Annotated in this window: 24 protein-coding genes; 7 read left to right on the top strand and 17 right to left on the bottom strand. The window is 35.7% G+C overall.

The genetic code is table 11. The annotated features are described in order from the left end of the window. Nucleotides 1-4: 4 nt before the first annotated feature. The 7 genes from QW060_RS12190 to QW060_RS12220 all read right to left on the bottom strand — a co-directional run bounded on the left by QW060_RS12190 (nucleotide 5) and on the right by QW060_RS12220 (nucleotide 8012). Nucleotides 5-454: a FixH family protein gene (locus QW060_RS12190; protein WP_290363818.1), complete on the bottom strand. Its 450-nt coding sequence runs from the start codon at nucleotides 452-454 to the stop codon at nucleotides 5-7. A gap of 12 nt (nucleotides 455-466) precedes the next feature. Then, nucleotides 467-1885 carry a cytochrome c oxidase accessory protein CcoG gene (gene ccoG / locus QW060_RS12195; RefSeq protein WP_290363819.1) on the bottom strand — a complete coding sequence of 473 codons (1419 nt, stop codon included), beginning with the start codon at nucleotides 1883-1885 and terminating at the stop codon, nucleotides 467-469. A gap of 131 nt (nucleotides 1886-2016) precedes the next feature. Further along, the gene (locus QW060_RS12200; RefSeq protein ID WP_290363820.1) at nucleotides 2017-2967 is read right to left on the bottom strand and encodes a cbb3-type cytochrome c oxidase N-terminal domain-containing protein; all 951 of its coding nucleotides are present in this window, start codon (nucleotides 2965-2967) and stop codon (nucleotides 2017-2019) included. After that, complete coding sequence (locus QW060_RS12205; protein ID WP_290363821.1) at nucleotides 2964-3167, bottom strand: CcoQ/FixQ family Cbb3-type cytochrome c oxidase assembly chaperone; 204 nt, start codon at nucleotides 3165-3167, stop codon at nucleotides 2964-2966. Before QW060_RS12205 ends, QW060_RS12200 begins: the two co-directional genes overlap by 4 nt. Nucleotides 3168-3173: 6 nt before the next feature. Beyond that, the gene (gene ccoN, locus QW060_RS12210; RefSeq protein ID WP_290363822.1) at nucleotides 3174-5363 is read right to left on the bottom strand and encodes a cytochrome-c oxidase, cbb3-type subunit I; all 2190 of its coding nucleotides are present in this window, start codon (nucleotides 5361-5363) and stop codon (nucleotides 3174-3176) included. A gap of 6 nt (nucleotides 5364-5369) precedes the next feature. Next, the gene (gene ccoS / locus QW060_RS12215; protein WP_290363823.1) at nucleotides 5370-5552 is read right to left on the bottom strand and encodes a cbb3-type cytochrome oxidase assembly protein CcoS; all 183 of its coding nucleotides are present in this window, start codon (nucleotides 5550-5552) and stop codon (nucleotides 5370-5372) included. An 87-nt stretch (nucleotides 5553-5639) separates the two neighbouring features. Beyond that, nucleotides 5640-8012, bottom strand: a complete 2373-nt coding sequence (locus QW060_RS12220; RefSeq protein WP_290363824.1) for a heavy metal translocating P-type ATPase — start codon at nucleotides 8010-8012, stop codon at nucleotides 5640-5642. 75 nt (nucleotides 8013-8087) lie between these two features. Here QW060_RS12220 and QW060_RS12225 point away from each other — a divergent pair, with 75 nt between their 5' ends. Then, a complete protein-coding gene (locus QW060_RS12225) occupies nucleotides 8088-8807 on the top strand; it encodes a Crp/Fnr family transcriptional regulator (protein ID WP_290363825.1) in 720 nt (239 codons plus the stop codon). Here QW060_RS12225 and QW060_RS12230 read toward each other — a convergent pair. After that, a complete protein-coding gene (locus QW060_RS12230) occupies nucleotides 8804-9715 on the bottom strand; it encodes a TIGR01777 family oxidoreductase (protein WP_290363826.1) in 912 nt (303 codons plus the stop codon). The genes QW060_RS12225 and QW060_RS12230 overlap by 4 nt on opposite strands. Before the next feature lies 1 nt (nucleotide 9716). After that, nucleotides 9717-10169, bottom strand: coding sequence for a DUF4442 domain-containing protein (locus QW060_RS12235; RefSeq protein ID WP_290363827.1), 453 nt, complete (start codon nucleotides 10167-10169; stop codon nucleotides 9717-9719). A gap of 165 nt (nucleotides 10170-10334) precedes the next feature. Here QW060_RS12235 and QW060_RS12240 point away from each other — a divergent pair, with 165 nt between their 5' ends. Both QW060_RS12240 and QW060_RS12245 read left to right on the top strand, forming a co-directional pair. After that, nucleotides 10335-10664 carry a PadR family transcriptional regulator gene (locus tag QW060_RS12240; protein ID WP_290363828.1) on the top strand — a complete coding sequence of 110 codons (330 nt, stop codon included), beginning with the start codon at nucleotides 10335-10337 and terminating at the stop codon, nucleotides 10662-10664. A gap of 3 nt (nucleotides 10665-10667) precedes the next feature. Continuing rightward, nucleotides 10668-12218, top strand: coding sequence for a PspC domain-containing protein (locus QW060_RS12245; RefSeq protein ID WP_290363829.1), 1551 nt, complete (start codon nucleotides 10668-10670; stop codon nucleotides 12216-12218). Nucleotides 12219-12488: 270 nt separating this feature from the next. Here the strand turns inward: QW060_RS12245 and QW060_RS12250 are convergent, their stop codons facing one another. Continuing rightward, the gene (locus tag QW060_RS12250; RefSeq protein ID WP_290363830.1) at nucleotides 12489-12647 is read right to left on the bottom strand and encodes a hypothetical protein; all 159 of its coding nucleotides are present in this window, start codon (nucleotides 12645-12647) and stop codon (nucleotides 12489-12491) included. 146 nt (nucleotides 12648-12793) lie between these two features. Here QW060_RS12250 and fumC point away from each other — a divergent pair, with 146 nt between their 5' ends. Further along, the gene (gene fumC / locus QW060_RS12255; RefSeq protein ID WP_290363831.1) at nucleotides 12794-14194 is read left to right on the top strand and encodes a class II fumarate hydratase; all 1401 of its coding nucleotides are present in this window, start codon (nucleotides 12794-12796) and stop codon (nucleotides 14192-14194) included. Nucleotides 14195-14464: 270 nt separating this feature from the next. On the opposite strand, the gene QW060_RS12260 is transcribed toward fumC, so the two are convergent. From QW060_RS12260 to QW060_RS12270, 3 genes are all read right to left on the bottom strand, one after another. After that, entirely contained in the window at nucleotides 14465-15118 is a 654-nt protein-coding gene (locus tag QW060_RS12260; RefSeq protein WP_290363832.1) for a lysozyme family protein, read from the bottom strand. A gap of 213 nt (nucleotides 15119-15331) precedes the next feature. Further along, nucleotides 15332-15889: a hypothetical protein gene (locus QW060_RS12265; protein ID WP_290363833.1), complete on the bottom strand. Its 558-nt coding sequence runs from the start codon at nucleotides 15887-15889 to the stop codon at nucleotides 15332-15334. Between the two features lie 31 nt (nucleotides 15890-15920). Continuing rightward, entirely contained in the window at nucleotides 15921-17888 is a 1968-nt protein-coding gene (locus tag QW060_RS12270) for an endonuclease (protein WP_290363834.1), read from the bottom strand. A gap of 195 nt (nucleotides 17889-18083) precedes the next feature. On the opposite strand from QW060_RS12270, the gene QW060_RS12275 reads away from it, so the two are divergent. Together QW060_RS12275 and QW060_RS12280 are read left to right on the top strand one after the other, a co-directional pair. Further along, nucleotides 18084-18608: a TlpA family protein disulfide reductase gene (locus tag QW060_RS12275; RefSeq protein ID WP_290363835.1), complete on the top strand. Its 525-nt coding sequence runs from the start codon at nucleotides 18084-18086 to the stop codon at nucleotides 18606-18608. Nucleotide 18609: 1 nt separating this feature from the next. Next, entirely contained in the window at nucleotides 18610-19281 is a 672-nt protein-coding gene (locus QW060_RS12280; RefSeq protein WP_290363836.1) for a thioredoxin family protein, read from the top strand. A gap of 168 nt (nucleotides 19282-19449) precedes the next feature. Here the strand turns inward: QW060_RS12280 and QW060_RS12285 are convergent, their stop codons facing one another. The 4 genes from QW060_RS12285 to QW060_RS12300 all read right to left on the bottom strand — a co-directional run bounded on the left by QW060_RS12285 (nucleotide 19450) and on the right by QW060_RS12300 (nucleotide 22827). Next, nucleotides 19450-20709: an Nramp family divalent metal transporter gene (locus QW060_RS12285; protein WP_290363837.1), complete on the bottom strand. Its 1260-nt coding sequence runs from the start codon at nucleotides 20707-20709 to the stop codon at nucleotides 19450-19452. A 119-nt stretch (nucleotides 20710-20828) separates the two neighbouring features. After that, nucleotides 20829-21551: a tRNA threonylcarbamoyladenosine dehydratase gene (locus tag QW060_RS12290; protein WP_290364758.1), complete on the bottom strand. Its 723-nt coding sequence runs from the start codon at nucleotides 21549-21551 to the stop codon at nucleotides 20829-20831. 24 nt (nucleotides 21552-21575) lie between these two features. Then, a complete protein-coding gene (locus tag QW060_RS12295; protein ID WP_290363838.1) occupies nucleotides 21576-22238 on the bottom strand; it encodes a TatD family hydrolase in 663 nt (220 codons plus the stop codon). Then, entirely contained in the window at nucleotides 22228-22827 is a 600-nt protein-coding gene (locus tag QW060_RS12300; RefSeq protein WP_290363839.1) for a DUF1684 domain-containing protein, read from the bottom strand. The genes QW060_RS12295 and QW060_RS12300 overlap by 11 nt, the downstream gene beginning before the upstream one ends. Nucleotides 22828-22866: 39 nt before the next feature. On the opposite strand from QW060_RS12300, the gene QW060_RS12305 reads away from it, so the two are divergent. Next, entirely contained in the window at nucleotides 22867-23562 is a 696-nt protein-coding gene (locus tag QW060_RS12305; RefSeq protein WP_290363840.1) for a hypothetical protein, read from the top strand. The last annotated feature ends 4 nt before the right edge of the window (nucleotides 23563-23566 follow it).

Here is a 23566-nt window from a genome sequence, read left to right on the forward strand (position 1 = left end):
GCTTTTACATTAGATTAACCGACTGCTTTTTTAAATACCCTTTACCTTCATATTCCCAGTCTATCGTAATATCCCAGCGACCGTCTTCCAACTGGTTTTTAGGTATAAGCAAATGTGTCGATGACAATTTCAAAGGAAGTGTCTGATCGAGTTTTTGGTTAGACGGTCGGTATAGGGATATATTTCCTTTTATTTTATGATAATCAAAATCCTGCGGAAAAGAAACTATGATCCCTTCTTCATTGGAAGAGATTACAAAAGTAGATCCTAAGATATTGCCATTGGTTTCTCTTTCAAATTCTCCGTCCACTTCTATCTCCTGCTGGTAATAATCTTCCGTTACCAATTCATTATCGTAACGGGAGTTGAATTGTACTTTAAATACATATTGTAATATAAATCCCATAAAAAGTATGAAACATATTACGATTGCTGTGCCCCAATTAAACTTCATCTTCTTTTCTTTTTAGTTAAAACTTCTTGGTCCTAAAAAATTTGTCGTGGCCGTATCAATTAATTCATCTCCATTATATACTTCCAGTTTTACTTTGGTTTTATCGCCTTCGAGGAAAGCAGGATGAATTTCAATAAACAAGGTACCCTGTACCACGCCTTCTTTTTCAATTTTTATTTTTGGTGTACCCACCATTACAATTTTTCCTTCAGGATTTTTTATTCTGATGGTTACATCATTAAAATCCTTTGCCGTTTTATTGACAATTTTATATGTATATACATTACTGATAAAATCTCCCTTATGTTCAAACAACTGGCCCGGCAACCGCAATATTTTGGCTTCCACTTCTCCTCTGAGAAACATGAGACCTGCCAGAATACCTATCAACACAAACAAAACCGCACTGTAACCTTTCATACGCGCTGTGAAACGGAATTTCTGCTTTTCTGTTATTTCAGATTCAGAAGCATAGCGGATAAGTCCTTTCGGTAATTGTACTGATTCCATTATATGATCACATTCATCAATACAGGCTGTACAGTTAACACATTCAAGCTGCGTACCATTTCTGATATCAATTCCTGTTGGACATACATTTACACATTGTCTGCAATCGATACAGTCGCCAAATCCGCTTTGTTTGCGATCTATATTCTTTTTAAATTTTGCTCTCCCATTAACTCCTTCACCTCTAACATAATCATAGGCAACTACAATCGTTTTCTCGTCGAGCAACGCTCCCTGTAATCTTCCATACGGACAGGCAATAATACATACCTGTTCTCTGAACCATACAAAAATGAAGTAAAAAACCCCTGTAAAGATTAACAAAGCAATAAGGGTAGAAATATTATGAGCAGGTCCTTCCGTAATCATTTTCAGTACCTCATCGCTGCTGATGATATAAGAGAGAAATACGTTGGCTATCACAAACGAAATCATAAAAAAGATCATCCACTTCAGTACTCTCTTTCTTATTTTTTCTGCATTCCATGCCTGCTTATCTAAGCGCATCTGTGCTCCTCTGTCTCCATCAATCCAATATTCTATTCTTCTGAAAACCATTTCAAGGAAAATAGTCTGAGGGCATATCCATCCGCAAAATACGCGTCCGAAAGCAACTGTAAACAATGAAATAAAAACAACTGCAATAATCATTGAAATCACAATAAGATAAAAATCCTGAGGCCAGAACGGTATTCCGAAAATATTAAATTTGCGGTCTATAACATTAAATAGTAAGAACTGATTGTTATTTATTTTTATAAAAGGAGCGGCTATCAGAAATAAAATCAATAAATAGCTGACTACTTTTCTTTTGTTGTAATAGTTACCTGAAGGCTTTTTAGGATAAATCCATACTCTTTTACCTTCTTCATTTATAGTTCCTATAGAATCTCTAAATCCTTCATCAGGTATATGTTCCATTTTGTTGTTGTTTATGGTGTTAACAATCCCGTTAACGGTGCTGTTAGTTTTGAAAAAACGACCACAACCCACTACTGAACTGTGGTCGCAAAAAAATAAAAACTAAACTCTCCAAATGAATTATGGAATACTTATTTTGTGCTTTCTTCAGGGGCTGTTTCTGCCGCCGGAGCTTCCTCTGCGGAAGTTTGCGGAGCATCTGCCTCAACAGCTTCATACTTATCTCCTTCTGCTGCCTTTGCATCTGCCGGATTAGTTCCCTGAAGACTTAAAATATAACTGGCTACTTTTTGAATATCACTCGGTTTGATTTGCTGTTTCCAGGATACCATCCCTTTACCATCTCTCCCACCTTCCATAATGGTATTGAAAACACTTTTGATATCGCCTCCCAAAATCCAGTATTCATCCGTTAAATTCGGACCGATACCACCACCGCCATCTGCACGGTGACACGCAACACAATTATTATCAAAGATTGTTTTTCCGGCTGCTAAATCTGCTGGTTCTGTCAGCAAAGTTACCTGCTCGGCAGTCAATAAATCAGGAGCCGTCTTTTTATACTCTTCAATTTGCAATTGTGCACTTGCCATTTCTTTTTTGAACTCAGCATCCTGATTATCCCCACCAAACAGATGGTATTTACCAAGATATACCACACCGAAAATAATAGTTCCGTAGAACAGATAGACCCACCAAGGCGGTAAATCATTATCTAACTCTTTTATACCATCATATTCATGGTTCAGTTCAAGTTCTTGCTCGGCTTCCATCGGTTTGGATTTCGTAAGCCTGGTCATCAGTTTTTTATACCATGCCGCTTCTGTCACCGGAAGATTTTCTAAACGTTCTTTCTCTTCTCTCTCTTCAGGAGACATCAATCTGTCAACAATCTGGGTTGCTGCATTGCCTACAATCTCCAAAGCGATGATGACAAACAAAAACAGCATCAGCAAAATGCCTAAAGAAGGATATTCAATAAACGCCGGTTTATCTCCGGAATCAACAAAAAATTCTATCGCTCCATAAAACAATCCAAACAGCAATGGAACTCTTACATATACAGGAAAATATTTTTTCATAACGTATGATCTGTTTTTTCAGTGGATAGAGTACCTTCCTCAAAAGGAAGGTTACTCAATTCTTTTATAGCTTCTTTTTTATAAGTAAAAACCCAAATGTATAAGCCTAAAAAAAAGATGAAGAAAATCAGTAATGAGATGATCGGATAAATTTCGATGCCCATAATGGTTTCCATATTGTGTTTAATAAACTTCAACATAATCGATTATTTTTGAACGGTTTCTTTTACTTTAATATCAGTCCCGAGACGTTGAAGATAAGCAATCAATGCTGTGATTTCTCTGTCGCTCATCGGTACAAACTCCTCTCCTCTTACAGCAGCATTTTTCTTACTTTCTTCATAAGATTTTACAAAATCAGGATCGTTTTTAAGGTTTTCTTCAATCTGTTTTGCCTGTGCTTCCATATTTTTCTTAGCGTCTGCAATCTCTTCGTCAGTATATGGAACTCCCAGTTTTGCCATCACACGCATCTTATCTTCTATATGGGAGATGTCTAAACGTTTGTTCTCGAACAGCCATTTATAACCCGGCATAATAGATCCCGGAGAAGTACTCTGAGGGTCGTACATATGGTTAAAATGCCAATTGTCAGAATATTTACCTCCTACCCTCATTAAATCAGGACCTGTTCTTTTGGATCCCCATAAAAACGGGTGGTCATATACATATTCACCTGATTTGGAGTACTCACCATATCGTTCTACTTCTGAGCGGAACGGACGTATCATTTGAGAGTGACACCCTACACAGCCTTCGCGTATATACAAATCTCTTCCTTCAAGCTCTAATGGTGTATAAGGTTTTACACTTGTGATGGTTGGAATGTTTGATTTAACTACAATTGTAGGTACAATCTGCACGATACCTCCTATTAAAATTGCTACTGTAGCCAATACTGTTAGCTGAATAGGTTTGCGCTCAAGCCATGAGTGGAATTTTTCACCACGTACCCGGTTTGAAGCCATTTTTATTAAAGCCGGTGCTTCTGCCAGTTCGTCTTCTACTTTCTGTCCCGCTTTTACTGTTTTATAGATGTTGTACACCATAATTAAAACACCTGTTACATATAAGGCTCCACCAATAGCACGCATATAATACATCGGCATGATTGCAGTTACAGTTTCCAGAAAGTTACCATATTTCAGAGTTCCATCCGGATTAAAGTCTTTCCACATTAAATGCTGGTTGAATCCGGCTACATATAAAGGAATGGTATAAAGAATAATCCCCAGAGTACCGATCCAGAAGTGGAAATTTGCCAGGCCTTTAGAATAAAGCTGTGTTTTGGTCATTTTTGGCAGTAACCAGTAAATGATTGCAAAGGTCATAAATCCATTCCATGCCAACGCTCCAACGTGTACGTGTGCTACAATCCAATCCGTATAGTGCGCAATAGCATTTACATTTTTTAAGGAAAGCATAGGTCCTTCAAACGTGGCCATACCATAACCTGTAATCGCTACTACAAAAAATTTCAAAATAGGTTCAGTACGTACTTTATCCCATGCTCCACGCAAGGTCAGTAATCCGTTGATCATACCTCCCCAAGACGGAGCGATAAGCATTATTGAAAAGACAACTCCTAAATTTTGTGCCCATTCCGGTAATGCAGAATACAGCAGATGGTGAGGTCCTGCCCATATATACAGGAAAATCAAAGACCAAAAGTGAACAATCGAAAGTCGGTATGAATATACAGGACGGTTCGCTATTTTAGGCAAGTAGTAATACATCAACCCAAGGAAAGGTGTTGTCAAAAAGAAAGCTACCGCATTATGTCCGTACCACCATTGTACTAAAGCATCCTGTACACCTGCATATACTGAATAGGATTTAAAAGCACTTACCGGTAATTCAAGACTGTTAAAAATATGCAATACGGCAACTGTTACAAAAGTGGCAAGATAAAACCATATGGCTACATACAAATGGCGTTCCCGTCTGCGAAGAATGGTCATAATCATATTAATCCCGAAAACAACCCATACAATGGCAATCAGAATATCAATAGGCCACTCCAGTTCAGCATATTCTTTTGATGAAGTATAGCCTAACGGTAATGTCAATACCGCTGAAATAATGACCAGCTGCCAGCCCCAAAAGTTGATACTGCTCAAGACATTGCTATACATTCTTGTTTTTAAAAGTCGTTGCAGGGAATAATATACACCTCCAAAAATAGCGTTCCCTACAAAGGCAAAAATTACGGCGTTGGTGTGCAAAGGTCTCAGACGTCCGAAACTCAGCCACGGAATATTATCCGTTATATTCGGAAAAATAAACATCAGAGCCAATAGCAAGCCAACCAACATACCTATAACTCCATACAAGAGAGAAGCGTAGAGGAATTTTTTTACTATTTTGTTATCGTAGTAAAATTGTTGCATTTCCATAGTTACTTAATTTGAATTGTTGTTTTTATTTGTTTTTGATTGTTTTTTAACCTCATCTTCAAAGAGCATTCTTATTGATGGGGTATAGCCATCATCAAATTGTCCGTTTTTTACTGATTTCACAAAAAGAATCAGGAAAATAATGGCGACAAAAATGCTGATACTGATTAATACATACATGACACTCATACCTTAAAACTTTTATCAAAAGTACCACTACCGCACCCTCTAAAAAATGATAATTATCAGCTTTGGCTAAATACTTTTTAGATTTTATTAACTTTTTTTCTTTCCGAAATAATTACTCATTATCGTTACAAAACTGATGATGGAAGCGGTACTCAACGGCATGATTACTGCCGCAACCAAAGGAGATAAATGATTGGTCAAAGCAAATGAAATACCTACGACATTATACGCAATAGCAAGACAATAGCTCATGCGTATTGTTTTCATTGCATTCTTCGCATACTGTAAAAAAACGGGGATGTTTTTGAATTGTGTGGCATCGAGAATAGCATCGCTCGCAGGGGTAAATACATTGACATTTTCAGAAATAGAAATACCGATATTACTTTGTGCGAGTGCTCCGGCATCATTAAGTCCGTCTCCTACCATCAATACGTTTTTACCCTGTTGCTGCAGATTGGCTATATACAACAGTTTTTCTTCGGGCTTCTGGTTAAACACCAAATGGGTGGATGGAGGCAGAATTCTCACTAAATGTCTTTTTTCTCCCTCATTATCTCCAGACAACACATGCAGATCATAATGACGGGCTTCCAATATCCTGAACAAATCTGCCACACCTTCTCTATAGTGATTATTAAATACGAAACAACCTTTGTAAACATTATCAATCTGAATAAATACCCGTGTCTTCTGATCAGATTGTTTTTTATGAACATTTATAAAACTTTGAGAACCGATTTTGTATACTTTTCCATCTATAATTCCGATCATACCATTTCCTGTCATTTCTTCAAATGAATCAGGTTTAACAATCAGATTTTGTGGTAAAAAATTATAGAGTCTTCTACTCAACGGATGATTAGATCCTCTGACAATACTTCTTATGTGTGCCGTCTCTTCTGAAGAAAGTGTTACTCCTTCATAAAATATCTGCTCAGAAGTATGAGAAGTCAGAGTACCTGTTTTATCAAAAACAATAGTATTGGCTTTTGAAAGCTGCTCAATTACCACGGTATTTTTGAGGTATAGTTTTTTACGTCCCATTATACGTATTACATTTCCCCATGTATAAGGTGCTGTAAGTGCCAGAGCACACGGACAGGCGATAATGAGTACAGCCGTAAAAACATTAAAAGCGGTGTTGAGATTTATAAAACTCCAGAAAATAAAACCTGCGATGGAAATGCTGAGCAATACTGGAGTAAAAATACGGCTGGCTCTGTCCGTAATCGTTTTATATTTCTGATCGGTTTTTTTCTGAAACACTTCATTGCTCCATAACTGTGTCAGATAACTTTGAGAAACCGTACTTATGGATTGAATACGAATTACATTCCCCACTTGTTTTCCGCCTGCGAAAATCTTATCTCCTGATTTTTTTTCAACCGGGATGGCTTCACCCGTCACAAAACTATAATCAATAAAAGCAGTTTCAGATAAAAGAACACTGTCAACCGGTATTAGTTCCTGATTTCTTATCAACAGCTCATCTCCTTTTTCTACTTCATATACCTGAACCGGTACTTCTTTACGATCAATAATTTTTGTAACGGCTATTGGAAAATAAGATTTATAATCCCGTTCAAAAGACAGGAAATTAAAAGTAGTCTGCTGGATTAATTTACCGGAGAGCATAAAAAACACCAATGCACACATACTATCTAAAAAGCCTTGCCCGTCCTGAAAGAAAATATCTACCACACTTCTTACAAACATTACAATAATTCCTAAGGCCATTGGAATATCTATATTGTATGTTCTCGTTTTAATACTGTTCCAGGCAGATTTATAATATGGAGTGGCTGAGTATAAAAAAACCGGCAGAGACAAACCTAAAATCAGGTATCTGAAGAAGTTTTTATATTCCTGCATCCAATAATCATCAACGTTGAAATACTCCGGAAAAGACAGCAACATGATATTTCCAAAACCGAAAAAAGCAACACCTATTTTATAGATAAGGCTCCGATCAACCATTTTAGGCTTTTCATTATAATTTTCAAGGCTGATATAGGGTTCGTATCCTATCCGGGTTAACAATAAAACGATTTCTTTTAAAGAAACGGTTTCAGGCAGAAAAGAAATGCTTACCTTTTTTTGTGAGAAATTAACCTGAGATGTCAGTACGCCTTTATTAAGCTTATTCAGATTCTCTAAAATCCAGATACACGAACTGCAATGAATCTGTGGAATATACAGACGGACAATATGAAGATTGTCTTCTTCAAAGTCTAACAACCTTGTAACAATATCTGTATTGTTTAAAAAATCGAACTTACCGGAAACCTGAGAAGGTGTTGCTCCGGGCATTTTCTCGAAATCGTAATAGGCCTGCAAATCGTTTTCTGAGAAAATCTCATATACCGTTTTGCATCCATTACAACAAAAATCCTTATCATCAAAAAAAATACGTTCTTTCTCAATGATTTCATTTCCGCAATGAAAACAATTTAACATACTTCTTATTTATTTGCTTTACCTGCTACAAATTTCCGTGTAAAGAATTCCTTAAAAAATGATAATTATCATATTATGCGTATCTTTGCAGTAGAATTAAAATTGTTAGGTATGAGTGCAAAATGTGAACAATGTATTGTAAGAGAATTAAGTTCGCTTAAGGCTTTGAATAAAGACGAAATTATTCACCTATCTAATTGTAAAGATTCTTATGAAGTAAAAAAAGGAGAGACAATTTTCAGTGAAGGAGATACGATGAACGGTGTTTACTGTATTAAAGAAGGAACCTGTAAAATCGTAAAGATGAATTCTAAAGGAAAAAGCACTATTTTAAAATTCATAAAAAAAGGAGAATTACTCGGACAGCGCTCTGTATTGAGTGAAGAAGTTTCAAATCTGAGTGCCGTTGCTGTTGAAGATATGAAAGTATGCTTTATACCAAAAAAGGAATTGATGACATTTTTCAATGAAAATAATAAGTTTTCCTTAGAGGTAACGAAAGACATCTGTCACCAGCTAAAAGAAGCAAACGAGTTTTCTTCCAATCATACCCACAGAACAGTCAAAGAGCGTCTCGCATTTACCCTTTTACATCTGTATGAGTTAGCCGGAGCTGATACAGACGGGTTTTTAAATATTCAGTTGAGCAGAGAGGAGATTGCAAGTACAGTAGGTACGGCAACAGAAAGTTGCATCCGACTTCTGGCAGAGTTAAAAAAGGCAGATCTTATTGAACTGACAGGAAAGCGCATCAAAATAGTGCATCATAATGAGCTTAGAAAATTGGCCAATTAATCTTCTTTATAGATATCCGCTAATGCTTTTTTAAGTACAGGAAATTTAAATTCAAATCCTTTATTCACTATTTTTTCGCTGGATACCTGCTGACTGTCCGTCACAAGCTGGTGCTTTTCTCCTAAAACAATTTTAAGAAATAGTTCCGGAACTCTCGGTAACCAGTTCACTTTATGAAGCTGTTTTGCTATGGTATTTAAAAACTCTTTTTGCCGTAACGGATGCGGAGCTACACAATTATAGATTCCTGACAACTGCTGTTCGATTCCGTAGATAAGCATACCGATCACATCTTCATAGTGAATCCATGAATACCACTGTTTACCCGAACCGAGGCAACTGCCCAGATTCAGTCGTATTAATTTTGTAAACTGGGGCAAGGCGCCTTCATCCGCAGACAATATAAGACCAAATCTGAAAATGGTAGACTGAATACCTAATTCTGAAAATTTGAGATTATGTGCTTCCCATAATTTACATACCTGACCTAAAAATTCAGGATTGGCCTGTTGTTGCTTCTCGGTATAGCAAACCTCATAATCAGATGGATAAAATCCAATTGCAGAAGCACTTATGACCTGAACTACAGTATGATCAATTACCGAAAGGGAACGAAACAACAAATGAGAAGCCTGAACCCTGCTCTCCATGATTTCTTTCTTATTCTTTGCATTCCACCTTGAGTTGATTGATTTTCCGGCCAGATTCACTATAATATCCACCCCTTCAAAACAGTTGTTGTCAATCTCCTGTTTTGCCACATTCCATAAAAAACCTTTGTAGTTAGAATGATTTTCTATTTTCTTTTCAGAAGTAGTTAAATAATGAATCTGATGGCCTTTTTCTAAAAGTTTTTTTGTCAAAGCTGATCCTACAAAACCTGTTGCACCTGTTATCAATATTTTCATGTTATTTCGCTTTTACAGTCCATTCAAAATTCATTACAGAAACCTGATCTCCATGTTCATCAATACCTGTTGATTTCAACCAGAATTGTTGACTTTCGCCTGTATGGATGGTTTTTTCTATGGCTTCTTTTACCTTGTGGGCTTCCTCACATGTAAAAGTGATTGTACCTACCGCTTTTTTCGTATAAGTACCATTATTGTTTGCTACAAGCATGGAAACTTTTTTGCCGCTCCTCTGGATTTCTCTCATCACTAATGCGCCGGTAGATAATTCTGCTGCCATTGCCTGCACTGCAAAATACATAGACTTAAAAGGATTTTGATTAAACCATTTAAATCTTACTGTGACTTGACAACTTTTTTCGTCTATTGTTTTTACACGTACACCGGACCAATAGGCCGATGGCAATTTGAAAAATAGAAATCTGTTGATATTTTGGCTGTTAAACTCCATGTATTGCTTGTTTTATAGTAAATCTACCACTTTTTATTCAAGAATCAAAAAGATAAAAAATGTTAATTTATTGTTAATTATTACTACTTTGCAATGCATAGTACAATCTTTTATCCATATCTTTGTCATGTAAATAAGAGAGATTATTAACACAACACACGTTCTATGAATATCGAAAACACAAAAGCACAAATGCGAAAAGGCATTTTAGAATTTTGTATTCTTTCTTTATTAAGAGACAAAGATTATTATACATCTGAAATTCTCGAAATGTTGAAAGAAGCAAAATTATTAGTGGTAGAGGGTACAGTTTATCCTTTATTGACCCGCTTAAAAAACGATGATTTTTTGAGCTATCGTTGGGAAGAATCAACTTCCGGACCACCGAGAAAATATTATAAATTAACAGAAAAGGGCGAAGATTTTTTAGATGAGCTCGCCAAAACCTGGAGCGAATTAGCATTAGCAGTGGAACAAATCACTCAAAAAAATTAAACCATGAACAAAACAGTAACTATAAATATCTCAGGACTTGTCTTCCATATTGATGAAGACGCTTTCAATAAATTGAGTCTCTATCTTGATGCGATTAAAAACTCGCTGAATACAGAAGGTAAAGAAGAAATTCTAAGCGATATCGAAAGCCGGATTGCAGAAATATTCAATGAGCGTATTAATGGCTCTGCAGGCGTTGTAGGTTTAAATGATGTTGATTATGTAGAACGCTTGATGGGGAAACCTGAAGATTACCGTTTAGACGATGAGAATTCAGAAAACAATACACAGGCAGAAAAAAAGGAATCTTATACCCATACGAATTATTCTGGCAACCGTTCCAAAAAATTATACCGCGATGGTAATAAAAGAGTATTAGGGGGTGTTTTATCAGGATTAGGGCATTATTTTAATGTTGATCCGGTTTGGTTCAGAATTATTTTCATTTTATTGCTTTTTCTGTATGGATTGAGTTTTCTGATCTACCCTATTTTATGGATCATCATTCCAAAAGCGAAAACGACATCAGAAATTCTTGAAATGTATGGAGAACCGGTAACAGTAGAGAATATTGAAAAAAAAAATAAAGAAAACTACAATGAATCAGGAGAACGAATCAACGCTTATGACGCCTACAGAAACAGATCGGGTAATTCTGCAGAAATCGTAAAAAAGATTATCGGAATGTTTCTTATCATCTTTTCCATACTCAGTATTATGGGAACGCTGATAGTACCTTTTGCTTTTCAATCCAGTAACTTTACAGAAGCAAGACATATCACACAGATTCTTCAGGCAGACCTAAACGTTCCTATATGGTGGTTTTCAGTATCTTTATTCCTGATGTGTGCAATTCCGTTTATCATATTGCTTTTTGTAGGATTAAAAATTTACTATAAAAACATCAAATACGTTGGTATCGTTTCTATTATTCTTGCTTTTTTCTGGGCAGCAGCAATCTTCTTTTTCTCCTATCTGATGATTCAGGTTGACTATAAACAGGATGCTTTTAGAAAACTCATCCGAGAACAGGAAGAACATCATGTAGTAAAAAAATCACTGGATCATATCAAAAATGATACATTGTCTTTAGAGTTTATAAGAGATCCAAGAATTTTTAATACAAATGATTCAGTTGTATATCATGAAAATGACAATGTGGAAATGGTGATTCGCTCTACCAATCAAAAAGAAGGGTATCTTGAAATAGACAGTGAATATTCCCACAATTTTAGATCAGATATCAATATCACTAAAAATGGAGTACGTATTTCTACGAATAAAAACGATCGTTCAAACTGGGTAGATTATTATTCTGAAATAAAAGGAAATGAAATATTGCTGGCAAATGCAGTTTTGACGACAAATAAAGACTATGCACTTGATAACCAAATAAAAATTTCACTATATTTACCTGATAATTATAAAATTAAGCTGAATAGTGAAGTAGGTCGTTATTTAGACGAAGATTACTTTGAAAACGAAAAAATTTACGACGGCACACATTATTATGTATATACTAATGGGAAACTAAAATGTACAACCTGTAATTAACTAAAAAAAACTAATACGCATGGCAATTCTTATTTCCTTAATGAAATTTATAATTGATTACATTATAAATCTGATAATGAGTTTATTCTAATGTATTAAATGTTTACTTTATTTTTAAAAGGGGTCTTTTTCTTAATAGAAACAGATCCTTTTTTATATAGAATAAACTTTTTTTCTGCTTCACTGGGTTCAAAAGTATACCGTTACCAAAATGTACAAAAAAAAGGAAACCAATTATTGATTCCCTTTTATGATAAACAAAACGATTGCTTATGATTCTTTTTTAGCCTTTTTCTCCTTGACTAGCTCTTTCACCGCACCAGTTACCCAGTAGAAAACAAAATTAATCAAGAAAATCATTAACCAAAATCCCATTGTCATAATGGTTAATCCTATTAAAAAAGCTATGTACTGTTGAAACTCAAACATGTTTTCCGAATTTTTTTGTATACGTTTCAAAGGTATGACATTACTCACAATATTACAACAATAAGTTAAAAAATAACTAAAAAATTCGTTGCAGTTTCTCTTTAAAAGCTATAACTTTATTTAAACTTATTTTAAATAATATAATAATGGAATTCAGAATTGAAAAAGATACAATGGGGGAAGTAAAAGTTCCCGCAGATAAATATTGGGGAGCTCAGACAGAACGTTCAAGAAACAACTTCAAAATCGGTCCGGCAGCATCAATGCCTGTAGAGATTATTGACGGATTTGCTTATCTGAAAAAAGCAGCCGCATATGCCAATCATGAATTGGGTGTTTTATCGATTGAAAAAAGAGATGCCATCGCACAGGTATGTGATGAGATTCTGGCAGGCAAACTGGCAGATCAGTTTCCTTTGGTTATTTGGCAGACAGGTTCAGGAACACAATCGAATATGAACCTCAATGAAGTTATCGCCAACCGGGCGCATGTATTGGCAGGATTCGAAATCGGTCAGGGTGAGCCGGTATTAAAAGCAAATGATGATGTAAACAAATCACAGTCATCGAATGATACTTACCCAACCGGAATGCATATAGCCGCTTATAAAGCTGTTGTTGAAAAAACGATTCCCGGCGTTGAACAACTCAAAAGCACTTTGGAGAGAAAAGCTAAGGAATTTAAAAATGTAGTCAAGATCGGTCGTACTCATCTAATGGACGCAACGCCTCTCACACTCGGACAAGAACTTTCAGGTTATGTAGCGCAGCTTAAACACGGATTAAAAGCACTGAACAATACGCTTGACCATCTTTCTGAACTGGCGCTGGGCGGTACAGCTGTAGGAACAGGGTTGAATACACCAGAACATTATGATGTAACCGTAGCAAAATATATTGCCCAATTTACCGGGCATCCTTTTGTAACAGCCGAAAACAAATTTGAGGCATTAGCAGCTCATGATGCTATTGTAGAAACACATGGCGCACTTAAACAACTTGCTGTTTCTCTGAACAAAATTGCCAATGATATACGCATGCTTGCTTCCGGACCACGTTCCGGTATCGGAGAAATTCTGATCCCTGAAAATGAACCGGGATCCTCTATTATGCCCGGAAAAGTAAATCCTACTCAATGTGAAGCTCTTACCATGGTAGCGGCACAGGTAATGGGGAACGATGTAGCCATCACTATCGGTGGTACTCAGGGGCATTATGAACTGAATGTATTTAAACCGCTGATGGCCGCTAATTTTCTTCAATCAGCTATTTTACTCGGTGATGCCTGTGTATCATTTGATGAGCATTGTGCTCAGGGAATTGAACCAAATTACCAACGTATTGAAGAATTAGTTTCTAATTCGTTAATGCTGGTTACAGCCCTAAATACAAAGATTGGTTATTATAAGGCAGCTGAAATCGCACAAACAGCACACAAAAATGGAACAACCTTAAAAGAAGAAGCCGTTCGTTTGGGATATGTGACTGCTGAAGATTTTGATGCATGGGTGAAACCAGAAGACATGGTTGGAAAGATAAATTTATAATAAGGAACTTTTCAGCAGATTTTTCCATTTTGCATTTGACACCAAATACGTAGTAAAGCATCTTTTGTTATTTCAAAAAGAATATAATAAAATTTATGTGTCAAAAAGATGTGACTTTTTTTAAAAAGGCTGTCTAAATAATGTGAAGTTCAAATTCCTACAACGGATGACTTTATTTTATTGCAGGTACTGCAGAATACGTAAAAAAAAATTCCTATGAAAAAGAAAAGTCGACCTTCGGGTCGACTTTTTCTTTTTACCTTTTCGTTACTAAATCACTTTTGGATTTTTTTCCGGGGTAACGAATGACATATCATAACCAGCGAATTTTTTCAGATACGTTTTAATATTAGTACCAAATCCATCGCTAAAACTTTCTGAACCTTTGGTCTTCAAAAATTTTTGAACAGCTCCTGCCCCACCTAAGTGTGCTGCAGCTAATAAACCAGATTCTGTAATTAAAACACCTCCAATAACCTTTCCTTCGTACTTTTTAATCTCTTTTCGTAAAATCCATTTGTTTTTTTGTAGTAATAGAACAAACGCTTTTTCTTGTAGCTCCGGATTGGCTAAAAACTCTTTAGTGTTTTTAATTCCCATAATTTTTAAGGTTTCTTTTCCGAATTGAAATTTGCCTAAATATCCGTAATCGTTAATCGCTTTATAATTTCCGGCAGATTCACGAACGGCTAAAGCCTCTTTAAATCCAATAAAAGATTTACCTGTCATTGGTAAAACAACTTCATCAAGAACCATTTCTGTCTGTTGTTCATGTTCATCAGCCGTAGCCACATGATACGCTAAATTTTCAGAAACTTTGTAATGCTCATTGAACATTAATTCTGTTTCGTACGACTTAAAAGCAGAAGCAGTAATTAAAACAAGTACTGTTAAACCAATAAGATAAGAACATTTTTTAATCATTAAATTTGTTTTCTCAGCCCCTGTCACAAACTGATATTAGCGACGCAAATTTACGACTATTATTTTTAATAAAATATTAAAATTCAACATTTTAGCTTTTTTAACGGTTTTTAAAACGTGTTTCAAAGCGTATAAAGATGGCGTTAAGTCCTTAAAAAACAGTAGATATCCCGACGATTTATTTACTTTTTGGAAACATAAAGTTTAACATTCTCATAGTATGCTTCCAATGAAATTTTCCTGCATTCCGGTACGCCAGATTTCAATATTATTGATCCATTTGTTTTTATATTGAAGACAGCGACAATTGAGCTGTAAAGTAGAAATATCGCTTATTTCGGTCAGATAATGATTGTCTTCCCAATAGAAAACATGGAGTTTTTTATTATCGTCCGTATCAATTTCAACAGTGTTCTTAGTTCTTCCCTTTACTTGTTCTCTTGATAAAATATGGATTTCTTTTTTTTCAATATGAGTTTCTACAATAGTCAGTATAAGTCCTTCTGAGAGTTCTTGTACTTCGGAAATTTCATGCAAATAAAAATCCGTAAAGATTTTTTCATGCAGATATTTGGTTACAGGTTCAAAATTAAACTGATAAGCCGTTGACCAGTCTTCCGGAATTTGTACCTGATCAGAAACGGTAAATAAAATTTTATTCATCAGACTATAAAAAGGATACGTAACTAAAACATGCTTTTTATAAATGGTTTTAGAAGCTTTTGTGTATGAAAATGGCGTTACAGATTCAATATATCCGGTTATAATCATTGGTTTATTTTTCGAAGGATAAAAATAATGATTATTTTACAATTAGCTTTTGAGTTGCGGTTTTATTATCAGACAATATCTTTACCAAATAAATACCTGTACTCATATTAAGAGGCAATGTTGTACTCTGGTAAAAATGCTGCTCAGTGAGTTTTCTGCCGTTCATATCATATACTTCAACAATGGCATCCCCTTTAAGTCCTTCAATATAAACAGAAGACTGTGCAGGATTTGGGTACATTTTAAAGAATAATTTATCCGCCACTTCAGTAGAAGCAGTCCACTGCCATATTTCATCCTGTTTATCCCCGAAAATATAATCTGCCAATTCCGGTAAATCTATAAATGGATTTCTGTTGTACTGCCAGGTGTAAATATAATTGTTACGGTTCATTTCAAAATCATCACTTGGATCCTGAACATGCCATTGCATTAAAGTATTCAGATCGCCTATCTGATAATTGGTAGCATCCGGAAGATTACCTTCAACCACATGCAACAGGTTATACCGAACATCCATATAAAACAAAGCCCGTGCAACATCCCCTTTCCAGCTTCCCTGATTGTTTACCGGTCCGTTATAATCGTCTAATCCGTAGTCTTTATTTCCTCTGGAACTGTTTGTAGGTCCGTCTTCTGCCCGTAAATGATGAGCATCCGAATGTCCTGCTGCAATATCGTCAGCATTGGTAGGTTCCCAAATTTCAATACCATCAGCAACAGAACTTGTTGCATTGGCAAAACCACCTCTTGATTGAGGAAATATATGTTCGCGGTTCCAGAAACCCGTAGTCACACTTCCCAATTGATAGAGATTTTTACGTCTTGGTGCTTCCACATACATCAGCCAGACTTCGTTACTGTTTTCCGGATTCTGGTCGGCTGTCTTTAAAATATCAACACTATCTCCATAGCTGTGTTTCCGTACCGTATTTTCATCTGCAATAATATCCTGCAATGCCTGACGTAATTCCATTCCTGATTTACCGTTTAATGAAGTATAGTATGCTGCTTCATAAGTAGGCAATACATTGCCATAAGTAGGATTTAGCGGAGTTCCGAAATCAGAAACGATGTAGTTGGCATCAATAATATTAATGGCAATAAAATCATTCATGCGCATATAAGCATCCGGAAGGCTTCCAAATTGAATTAATAAGGTTTCATCTCCCTCCGTAATACCGTCGTTTAAAAGCTGTACCGTTTTTGTTACTGAACTATTCCCGGCAGGAATGAATACTTCAAGATCAGCCAGATAATCATCTTCTGTGAAATGATCATTTATAAGGCTGTAATTAAATGATAAATCCTGTATTACAGGCTGTTGGGTACTAAAAGTAATATCAAATGACTCACCTTCATTTTTATCGGTAGTATCAACCAGAATACTAATACCATTGTACGTTATACCTGAACCGTTATTCGGATAACCGGCTGTTGGAGTTCCAACAAAATAAGTTCCGTCGGTATTGCGTTGAATTGAATGCTGATCTTTTTGATTGTTTGCATTTTCTGAATAATATTCTGTAATACCTAAAGCAGTCAATAATGCCGCAGGAGGTGTATTGGCCACTCCATGACCTATCGCATGAATAAGTCCGTTGGTAGTAGCAGGCATATACATTTGATAAGCGCTGATATCACCCTGATAAATAGCCACTGCATCCGGTCCGTTCTGAATGGTATTGTTAGGGATGATAAATGCCGGTACCGGAGCTACCTGAACATTACCTACTAAGAGTAATCCGTTTGCATCGGTCACAAGACCACTAAGATCAACTGAATAATAAATTTTTAAAGCAGTTCCGCCTATTGTATTTCCATTTAGAAAAGCTAAAACATATCCGTCTAAAGAAAAATGAGGAGTTTCCGATTTTATTTCTACAAATTCCAAAACATCCGTACTGGGTGTATCAGAATCTATTTCATTAATAACTAAAACCTGAGCTGAAGAATAAGTTGCTGTCAGCAATAATATCAGTAAGTATAAGTATTTCATATACAAGTAGATTTGAAGTGGATTTTAACTGTAGACAAACATACGAAATTTGAAAATGTCTTTTTTACTTAACAAAGAATTCCTCCCATAGGAAAGATGAAAATTTCTTAAAAAAATAACAAAACCATGTTTTTTGAGGTACTGAAAAATAAAAAAAGTGTAAATTGAGCTTTTTAATATTCAAATCCATCAAAAATGAAATACCTCAGCTTGTTTTTATTAACATTATTTGTGGTCAGTTGTAATAAGGAAAAAAATACAAATACAGAAGCTACACAGGAACTTCAAACTCAAAAAGTAGCAGTCATTACCCAATATGAAGACCTTCAGGCGATCATCAACCGCAAAGATGACAAGTTATATGTCGTGAATTTTTGGGCTACCTGGTGCAAACCGTGTATTGAAGAGTTACCGGACTTTATGGAAGTAAATGAAATGTATAAAAACAAGGGTAACTATGAAATGATTCTCGTAAGTCTCGATCGCGCAGCAGATTTTGAAACAAAAATGAAACCTTTTTTATCTTCTCATAACATTACTACTTCTGTATACTTATTAGATGACAACAAAAGAATGAATGAATGGATACCTTCTTTTGATCCGCATTGGACAGGAGCAATACCTGCGACCTCATTTTATAAAAACGGTCAAAAATTAGATTTTAAAGAAGCATCACTGAATAAAAATGAACTTGAACAATTAATTAAAAAGTATTTATAGTATGAAAAAATTCGCTTTTCTTGCCTGTATTCTATTGGCTTTTGCATCCTGTAAAAAAGAAGCAACTACAGACAACAAAGAACAACTTACAACTGAAGATTCTCTGAAAAATGCAGAGCAAGCCTTACCAAAAGGATACAAGGTCGGAGATGAAGCAGCTGATTTCTCTCTTGAAAACATCGATAATAAGAAAGTATCCTTAGCAGATTATAAAGATGCAAAAGGTTTCATCGTGATTTTTACCTGTAACCATTGTCCTTATGCTAAGGCTTATGAGGATCGTATTCTCGATTTGAATAAAAAATACGCCTCTCAGGGATATCCTGTAATCGCTATCAATCCAAACGATCCGGCAGTACAACCAGAAGACAGTTTCCAGAAAATGCAGGAACGGTATAAAGAAAAAGGATTTACTTTTCCGTATTTATTTGATGAAGGACAACATGTATATCCACAATATGGAGCTACTAAAACCCCTCATGTTTTTGTTTTGCAAAAAGAAAAAGGTAAAAACATTGTCCGATATATTGGAGCCATCGACAACAATTATGAAAATGCTGATGATGTAAGCGAGCGCTATGTAGAAGATGCCGTAAATGCATTGATTGCAGGACAGGAGATAAAAACGACCTCAACTGTAGCAATTGGTTGTACTATTAAAGTAAAAGAATAAAACCATCTCATCAGTATTTTATAGTAACGAATGAAGTAGTCTTATCAAAATAATAATTGTTTTTTATCAAAAAAACTAAATTTTAAAAAAGGTGATATTAACGTATCACCTTTTTTTATAACGATAATAATCCGTTCCAGTTACGATTACAATTTTTTATAATATGCATCAAAATGAATAAAAGATAATATACACATTCAGTGTGATGATCAACAGCGCTACCAGCCAACTGACTACCGTAGTGATCTTATGATTGACAAGATTCCCCATCAGTTTCTTATCACTGGTAAACATAATTAAAGGAATCAGTGCAAACGCAATTCCAAACGATAAAATCACCTGACTTACGATGAGTGCTTCAGTAGCATTAATTCCGAAAATAATAATGGTCAAAGGAGGAATCATGGTAACAAATCTTCTGAGATAAATAGGAATATGCTGTTTAATGAACCCTTGCATCACTACATCTCCCGACATAGTGCCGACAGAAGAGCTTGCCAAACCTGCAATCAGAAGTCCCAACCCAAAAGATATAGCAGCAAAAGAACCTAAAGAGATATCCAATTGATGGTAAGCATCTTTTAAATCCGTAATATCAAGTCCCTGTGTATGAAATACGGCGGCAGCAATAATAAGCATACACATATTGATAACCCCGGCTACAAACATGGCAAAAAGAATGTCAATAAATTCCATACGGAATAGCTTTTTCTTTTGTTTTTCGTTTTTAGGAATGATACGATGCTGTATCAGCGAAGAATGTAAATATATGGCATGGGGCATTACTGTTGCTCCCAAAATTCCCGTTGCCAGCATAATGGACTGTGCATCTTCAAAAGCTGGGTAAAACACCCCCATAGCAACACTATGCATTTCAGGATCTGCTAAAAAAGTCTGAAAAGCAAACGCCAACACTACCATTACCACAAGACCGGATATGATAGCTTCAAAGGTCTTATATCCATAACGCTGAAATTCAAGAATTGCAAAGGAAACAATAGCGGTAATAATAGCAGCCGGAATCATCGGAATATTAAACAACAGATAGAGTCCCAAAGCTGCTCCGATAAATTCTGCTAGATCTGTAGCCATTATGACAAGCTCTGCCTGAATCCACAAAAAGAATGAAACTTTTTTAGGAAACCGTTCACGGGCTACTTCAGGTAAATTCTTTCCTGTTGCAATCCCAAGTTTTGCTGCCAAAGACTGGATGAGAACAGCCAGTAGATTAGATGCGGCAACTACCCACAACAACAGATAACCATATTCAGATCCGGCAGCTATATTTGTTGCAAAATTACCGGGATCAATATAAGCTACTGCTGCTATAAACGCAGGTCCCAAAAAAGGCAGTATCTGCTTAAAGCCTTTTGTTTTGCCATCTAATACATTATCTATTTTTTCTGAATGCGGTATTTTTTCGTTCATAGGGTTAATTTAGGTATAAAGTCTATAGCAACTTTTCAAAAATTAAAATTAACCATTTTTAGGCAAACCTAAATTATTTTTTTGTAAAAAAAGTGAAATGTTTCCATTTCACTTTTTCTTTATTTATTCTTTTTCAATAAGTATACTATTACGGTTTCTGCAGCATGCAATCCGAATAAAGCCGGCATCCAGCTGTTTGTTCCAAAAAATGACTTTTTAAAATTTTTACCATCCGTCATTTTCAGGCTGGTTTCATCTGGTTTTTCAAGCGAGAAAACAGCTTTTACACCAGAACTGATTCCTTCTTTTCGCAATCGTTTTCTGATTACTTTTGCCAAAGGGCAGACATTGGTTTTACTAATGTCTTTTACCACAACTTTACTGGACAGCATTTTTCCGCCGGCTCCCATATTGCTGATTACCTTAACTTTTTTTTGTTTGGCTGCCTTAATAAGGTTGAGTTTCGGAGTTATACTATCAATACAGTCCAGTACATAATCAAAATCTTCTGTAACAATTTCATAAGCGCGCTCCGGAGAGATAAATTCCTGAATGCGTTCCAGATTCAATTCAGGGTTAATATCCATAAGTCGGTCTCCAACAATTTTTATCTTTGGCTCATTTACAGTAGAATGCAAAGCAGGTAGCTGGCGGTTGATATTGGTTATATCCACCACATCACCATCAACAATGGTCATATTTCCAACACCGGCTCTGGCTAAAAACTCAGCGGCAAATGAACCGACTCCTCCTAATCCTACTACTAATACCTTTGCACTTTTTAAGGCTGCAATACCTTCTGTTTTAAATAGTAATTCTGCTCTTTCCTGCCAAACAGCCATATACATTAAAAAATTAGGTGATCGCTATACATGTTCATTAGAGAACTCACAATCACGGTTAAAAACTCTATTAAAATTATGTTCAATTTCTTGTTCAATGTTCCTTCCCAGAATATCTGTTGCTTTTTTATATACTGTAGCAATAGATTCTTCCATACTGTCTGTTTCTAAAAACAACCGATCCGGAGGAGTACTCTTCAGAACCTCTTCCATCTGTGGATTTCGCATCAGATATTTCCCTAATGAGATATAAAATCCATTAGAAATCAACATCTCTGCAGTTTGACGGTTTTTTGAAAAACCATGAATAATCATAGGAACAGATATATTCCATTTTTTCTTAAGTTCAACTATTTCCTGATAAGCGGCTACGCAATGCAGTATGATGGGCTTTTTATGTTTTTCTGCCAACAATACCTGCTGTTTGTAAACTTCAATTTGTAAATCCAGACCGGTTTCAATCCGCTTATCCAATCCGCACTCCCCTATTGCCAGTGCTCCTTTACCAGACAGTTGTATATCCATTAATAAAAGGCGCTCTTTTACCTTATCTTCATCAATATACCACGGATGAATACCAATACTGTAGTAAGGTATAGCCGGGTTAAACGCTTCCGGATACTGATTGACTACTTCTGTTGTATCTGTAAGCGGCGCATAATGATGTGTATGAAGATTAATTTTCATCTGTTGTATAGGTTACGCCAGCCAGAATCGCTACATCAATAAAATTTTCTTCAGGAGTTATGGGACATGAATATCTTGGCGAATAAGCACAATATGGATTATACGCCTGATTAAAATCTACTATAAGTGTATCAGCTTCAGGAATTGACAAATCAATATAACGCCCACCTCCATAGGTAGTATTTCCGTTCGTGAGATCATTAAAAGGTAAAAACAAATGATTCTTATGCTGAGGGCTTCTTAACAAATCCTGATTTTGATATACGTATAAAGAATAAGTTACTCCATCAATGACAAAGGTTATTTTTCCATACTTTTTATACCAGTTTTGTTTTTTACCTGTTGAAGGCATTAAAAAAGGTTTTTCATTTTCCAGTTTTTCCAGATGCGCCATAACCATGTATTTTTCGCTTATGGGAAAGAAATGAATACCTTTGAATTCTCTCTTTTCTTTCGCATCCAAAGGACTTGTATCCTTATCTTCATAACTCTTAACCAACTCTTCCTGAAACAATTGAGCCTCCGTTTTTTTTTGTTGACAAAAAGTTAAAAGAGGAAATATCAGCAACAGAATTCTTAATTTTACCATCTCAAATTTTTATGCAAAAATAAGTATTAAAATAAAAGTATGAAAACGAATAAGCTATTGTTAATGACATTTTTAGGTTTAGGTTGTTTGTGCAGTACTGGAGCATTTTCTCAACCTACCGACCCCGGATCCAACAAAGTTGTTAAAAAAACATTTACGTATGAGGTAAATGCTCAAACCAGTCTTGATGAATTAAAAGAAATCGAGACCATGCTTAATGAAAGATACAACATCAACGCAGAGTTTACCGATGTATCTATTCAAAACAGCCTGATTCAATCTGTCAGAGTAGAAATTAAAAACAAAAACCAGCAACTCAGCCGATCTATCCGTCAGAACACCGGTGCGATTGCTCCTTTTGAAATAGCTGTCACCGAAAACAACGGCTTCTATTCTGTCAGCATTAATAACGTTAAAGGATCTGATTCGGGAATGAATATGTTTTCTTTTAGTGATCTGATGAATGCTCCTTTTGAAGCTGGAGACACTGAAGCTATTTCTCCTTTCCAAAACCTTAACAATGGATTTGGTTCTGATCTCTTTGAGTCCTTTACAACGGGGTTTGGAGATGTATTTAATCAGATGAATCAAATGCAGGAGGAGATGACAGAAATGTTCAAAAAGCTGGAGAATGATCCTGAAGTAAAAAAGGAAACTTTTACAGATGAAAATGGCAACACCACTACCATTCTCTCTAAAAGCAGTTCTTCATCTGATTCCCGTATGAGTAAATAAAAAA

The sequence above is a fragment of the Paenimyroides ceti genome (genome assembly GCF_030409925.1).

Excerpts from the sequence above, each read along its gene's own strand:
- QW060_RS12190 (WP_290363818.1), bottom strand. The coding sequence starts at position 454 with ATGAAGTTTAATTGGGGCACAGCAATCGTAATATGTTTCATACTTTTT.
- ccoG (WP_290363819.1), bottom strand. The coding sequence starts at position 1,885 with ATGGAACATATACCTGATGAAGGATTTAGAGATTCTATAGGAACTATA.
- QW060_RS12200 (WP_290363820.1), bottom strand. The coding sequence starts at position 2,967 with ATGAAAAAATATTTTCCTGTATATGTAAGAGTTCCATTGCTGTTTGGA.
- QW060_RS12205 (WP_290363821.1), bottom strand. The coding sequence starts at position 3,167 with ATGTTGAAGTTTATTAAACACAATATGGAAACCATTATGGGCATCGAA.
- ccoN (WP_290363822.1), bottom strand. The coding sequence starts at position 5,363 with ATGGAAATGCAACAATTTTACTACGATAACAAAATAGTAAAAAAATTC.
- ccoS (WP_290363823.1), bottom strand. The coding sequence starts at position 5,552 with ATGAGTGTCATGTATGTATTAATCAGTATCAGCATTTTTGTCGCCATT.
- QW060_RS12220 (WP_290363824.1), bottom strand. The coding sequence starts at position 8,012 with ATGTTAAATTGTTTTCATTGCGGAAATGAAATCATTGAGAAAGAACGT.
- QW060_RS12225 (WP_290363825.1), top strand. The coding sequence starts at position 8,088 with ATGCGTATCTTTGCAGTAGAATTAAAATTGTTAGGTATGAGTGCAAAA.
- QW060_RS12230 (WP_290363826.1), bottom strand. The coding sequence starts at position 9,715 with ATGAAAATATTGATAACAGGTGCAACAGGTTTTGTAGGATCAGCTTTG.
- QW060_RS12235 (WP_290363827.1), bottom strand. The coding sequence starts at position 10,169 with ATGGAGTTTAACAGCCAAAATATCAACAGATTTCTATTTTTCAAATTG.
- QW060_RS12240 (WP_290363828.1), top strand. The coding sequence starts at position 10,335 with ATGAATATCGAAAACACAAAAGCACAAATGCGAAAAGGCATTTTAGAA.
- QW060_RS12245 (WP_290363829.1), top strand. The coding sequence starts at position 10,668 with ATGAACAAAACAGTAACTATAAATATCTCAGGACTTGTCTTCCATATT.
- QW060_RS12250 (WP_290363830.1), bottom strand. The coding sequence starts at position 12,647 with ATGTTTGAGTTTCAACAGTACATAGCTTTTTTAATAGGATTAACCATT.
- fumC (WP_290363831.1), top strand. The coding sequence starts at position 12,794 with ATGGAATTCAGAATTGAAAAAGATACAATGGGGGAAGTAAAAGTTCCC.
- QW060_RS12260 (WP_290363832.1), bottom strand. The coding sequence starts at position 15,118 with ATGATTAAAAAATGTTCTTATCTTATTGGTTTAACAGTACTTGTTTTA.
- QW060_RS12265 (WP_290363833.1), bottom strand. The coding sequence starts at position 15,889 with ATGATTATAACCGGATATATTGAATCTGTAACGCCATTTTCATACACA.
- QW060_RS12270 (WP_290363834.1), bottom strand. The coding sequence starts at position 17,888 with ATGAAATACTTATACTTACTGATATTATTGCTGACAGCAACTTATTCT.
- QW060_RS12275 (WP_290363835.1), top strand. The coding sequence starts at position 18,084 with ATGAAATACCTCAGCTTGTTTTTATTAACATTATTTGTGGTCAGTTGT.
- QW060_RS12280 (WP_290363836.1), top strand. The coding sequence starts at position 18,610 with ATGAAAAAATTCGCTTTTCTTGCCTGTATTCTATTGGCTTTTGCATCC.
- QW060_RS12285 (WP_290363837.1), bottom strand. The coding sequence starts at position 20,709 with ATGAACGAAAAAATACCGCATTCAGAAAAAATAGATAATGTATTAGAT.
- QW060_RS12290 (WP_290364758.1), bottom strand. The coding sequence starts at position 21,551 with ATGGCTGTTTGGCAGGAAAGAGCAGAATTACTATTTAAAACAGAAGGT.
- QW060_RS12295 (WP_290363838.1), bottom strand. The coding sequence starts at position 22,238 with ATGAAAATTAATCTTCATACACATCATTATGCGCCGCTTACAGATACA.
- QW060_RS12300 (WP_290363839.1), bottom strand. The coding sequence starts at position 22,827 with ATGGTAAAATTAAGAATTCTGTTGCTGATATTTCCTCTTTTAACTTTT.
- QW060_RS12305 (WP_290363840.1), top strand. The coding sequence starts at position 22,867 with ATGAAAACGAATAAGCTATTGTTAATGACATTTTTAGGTTTAGGTTGT.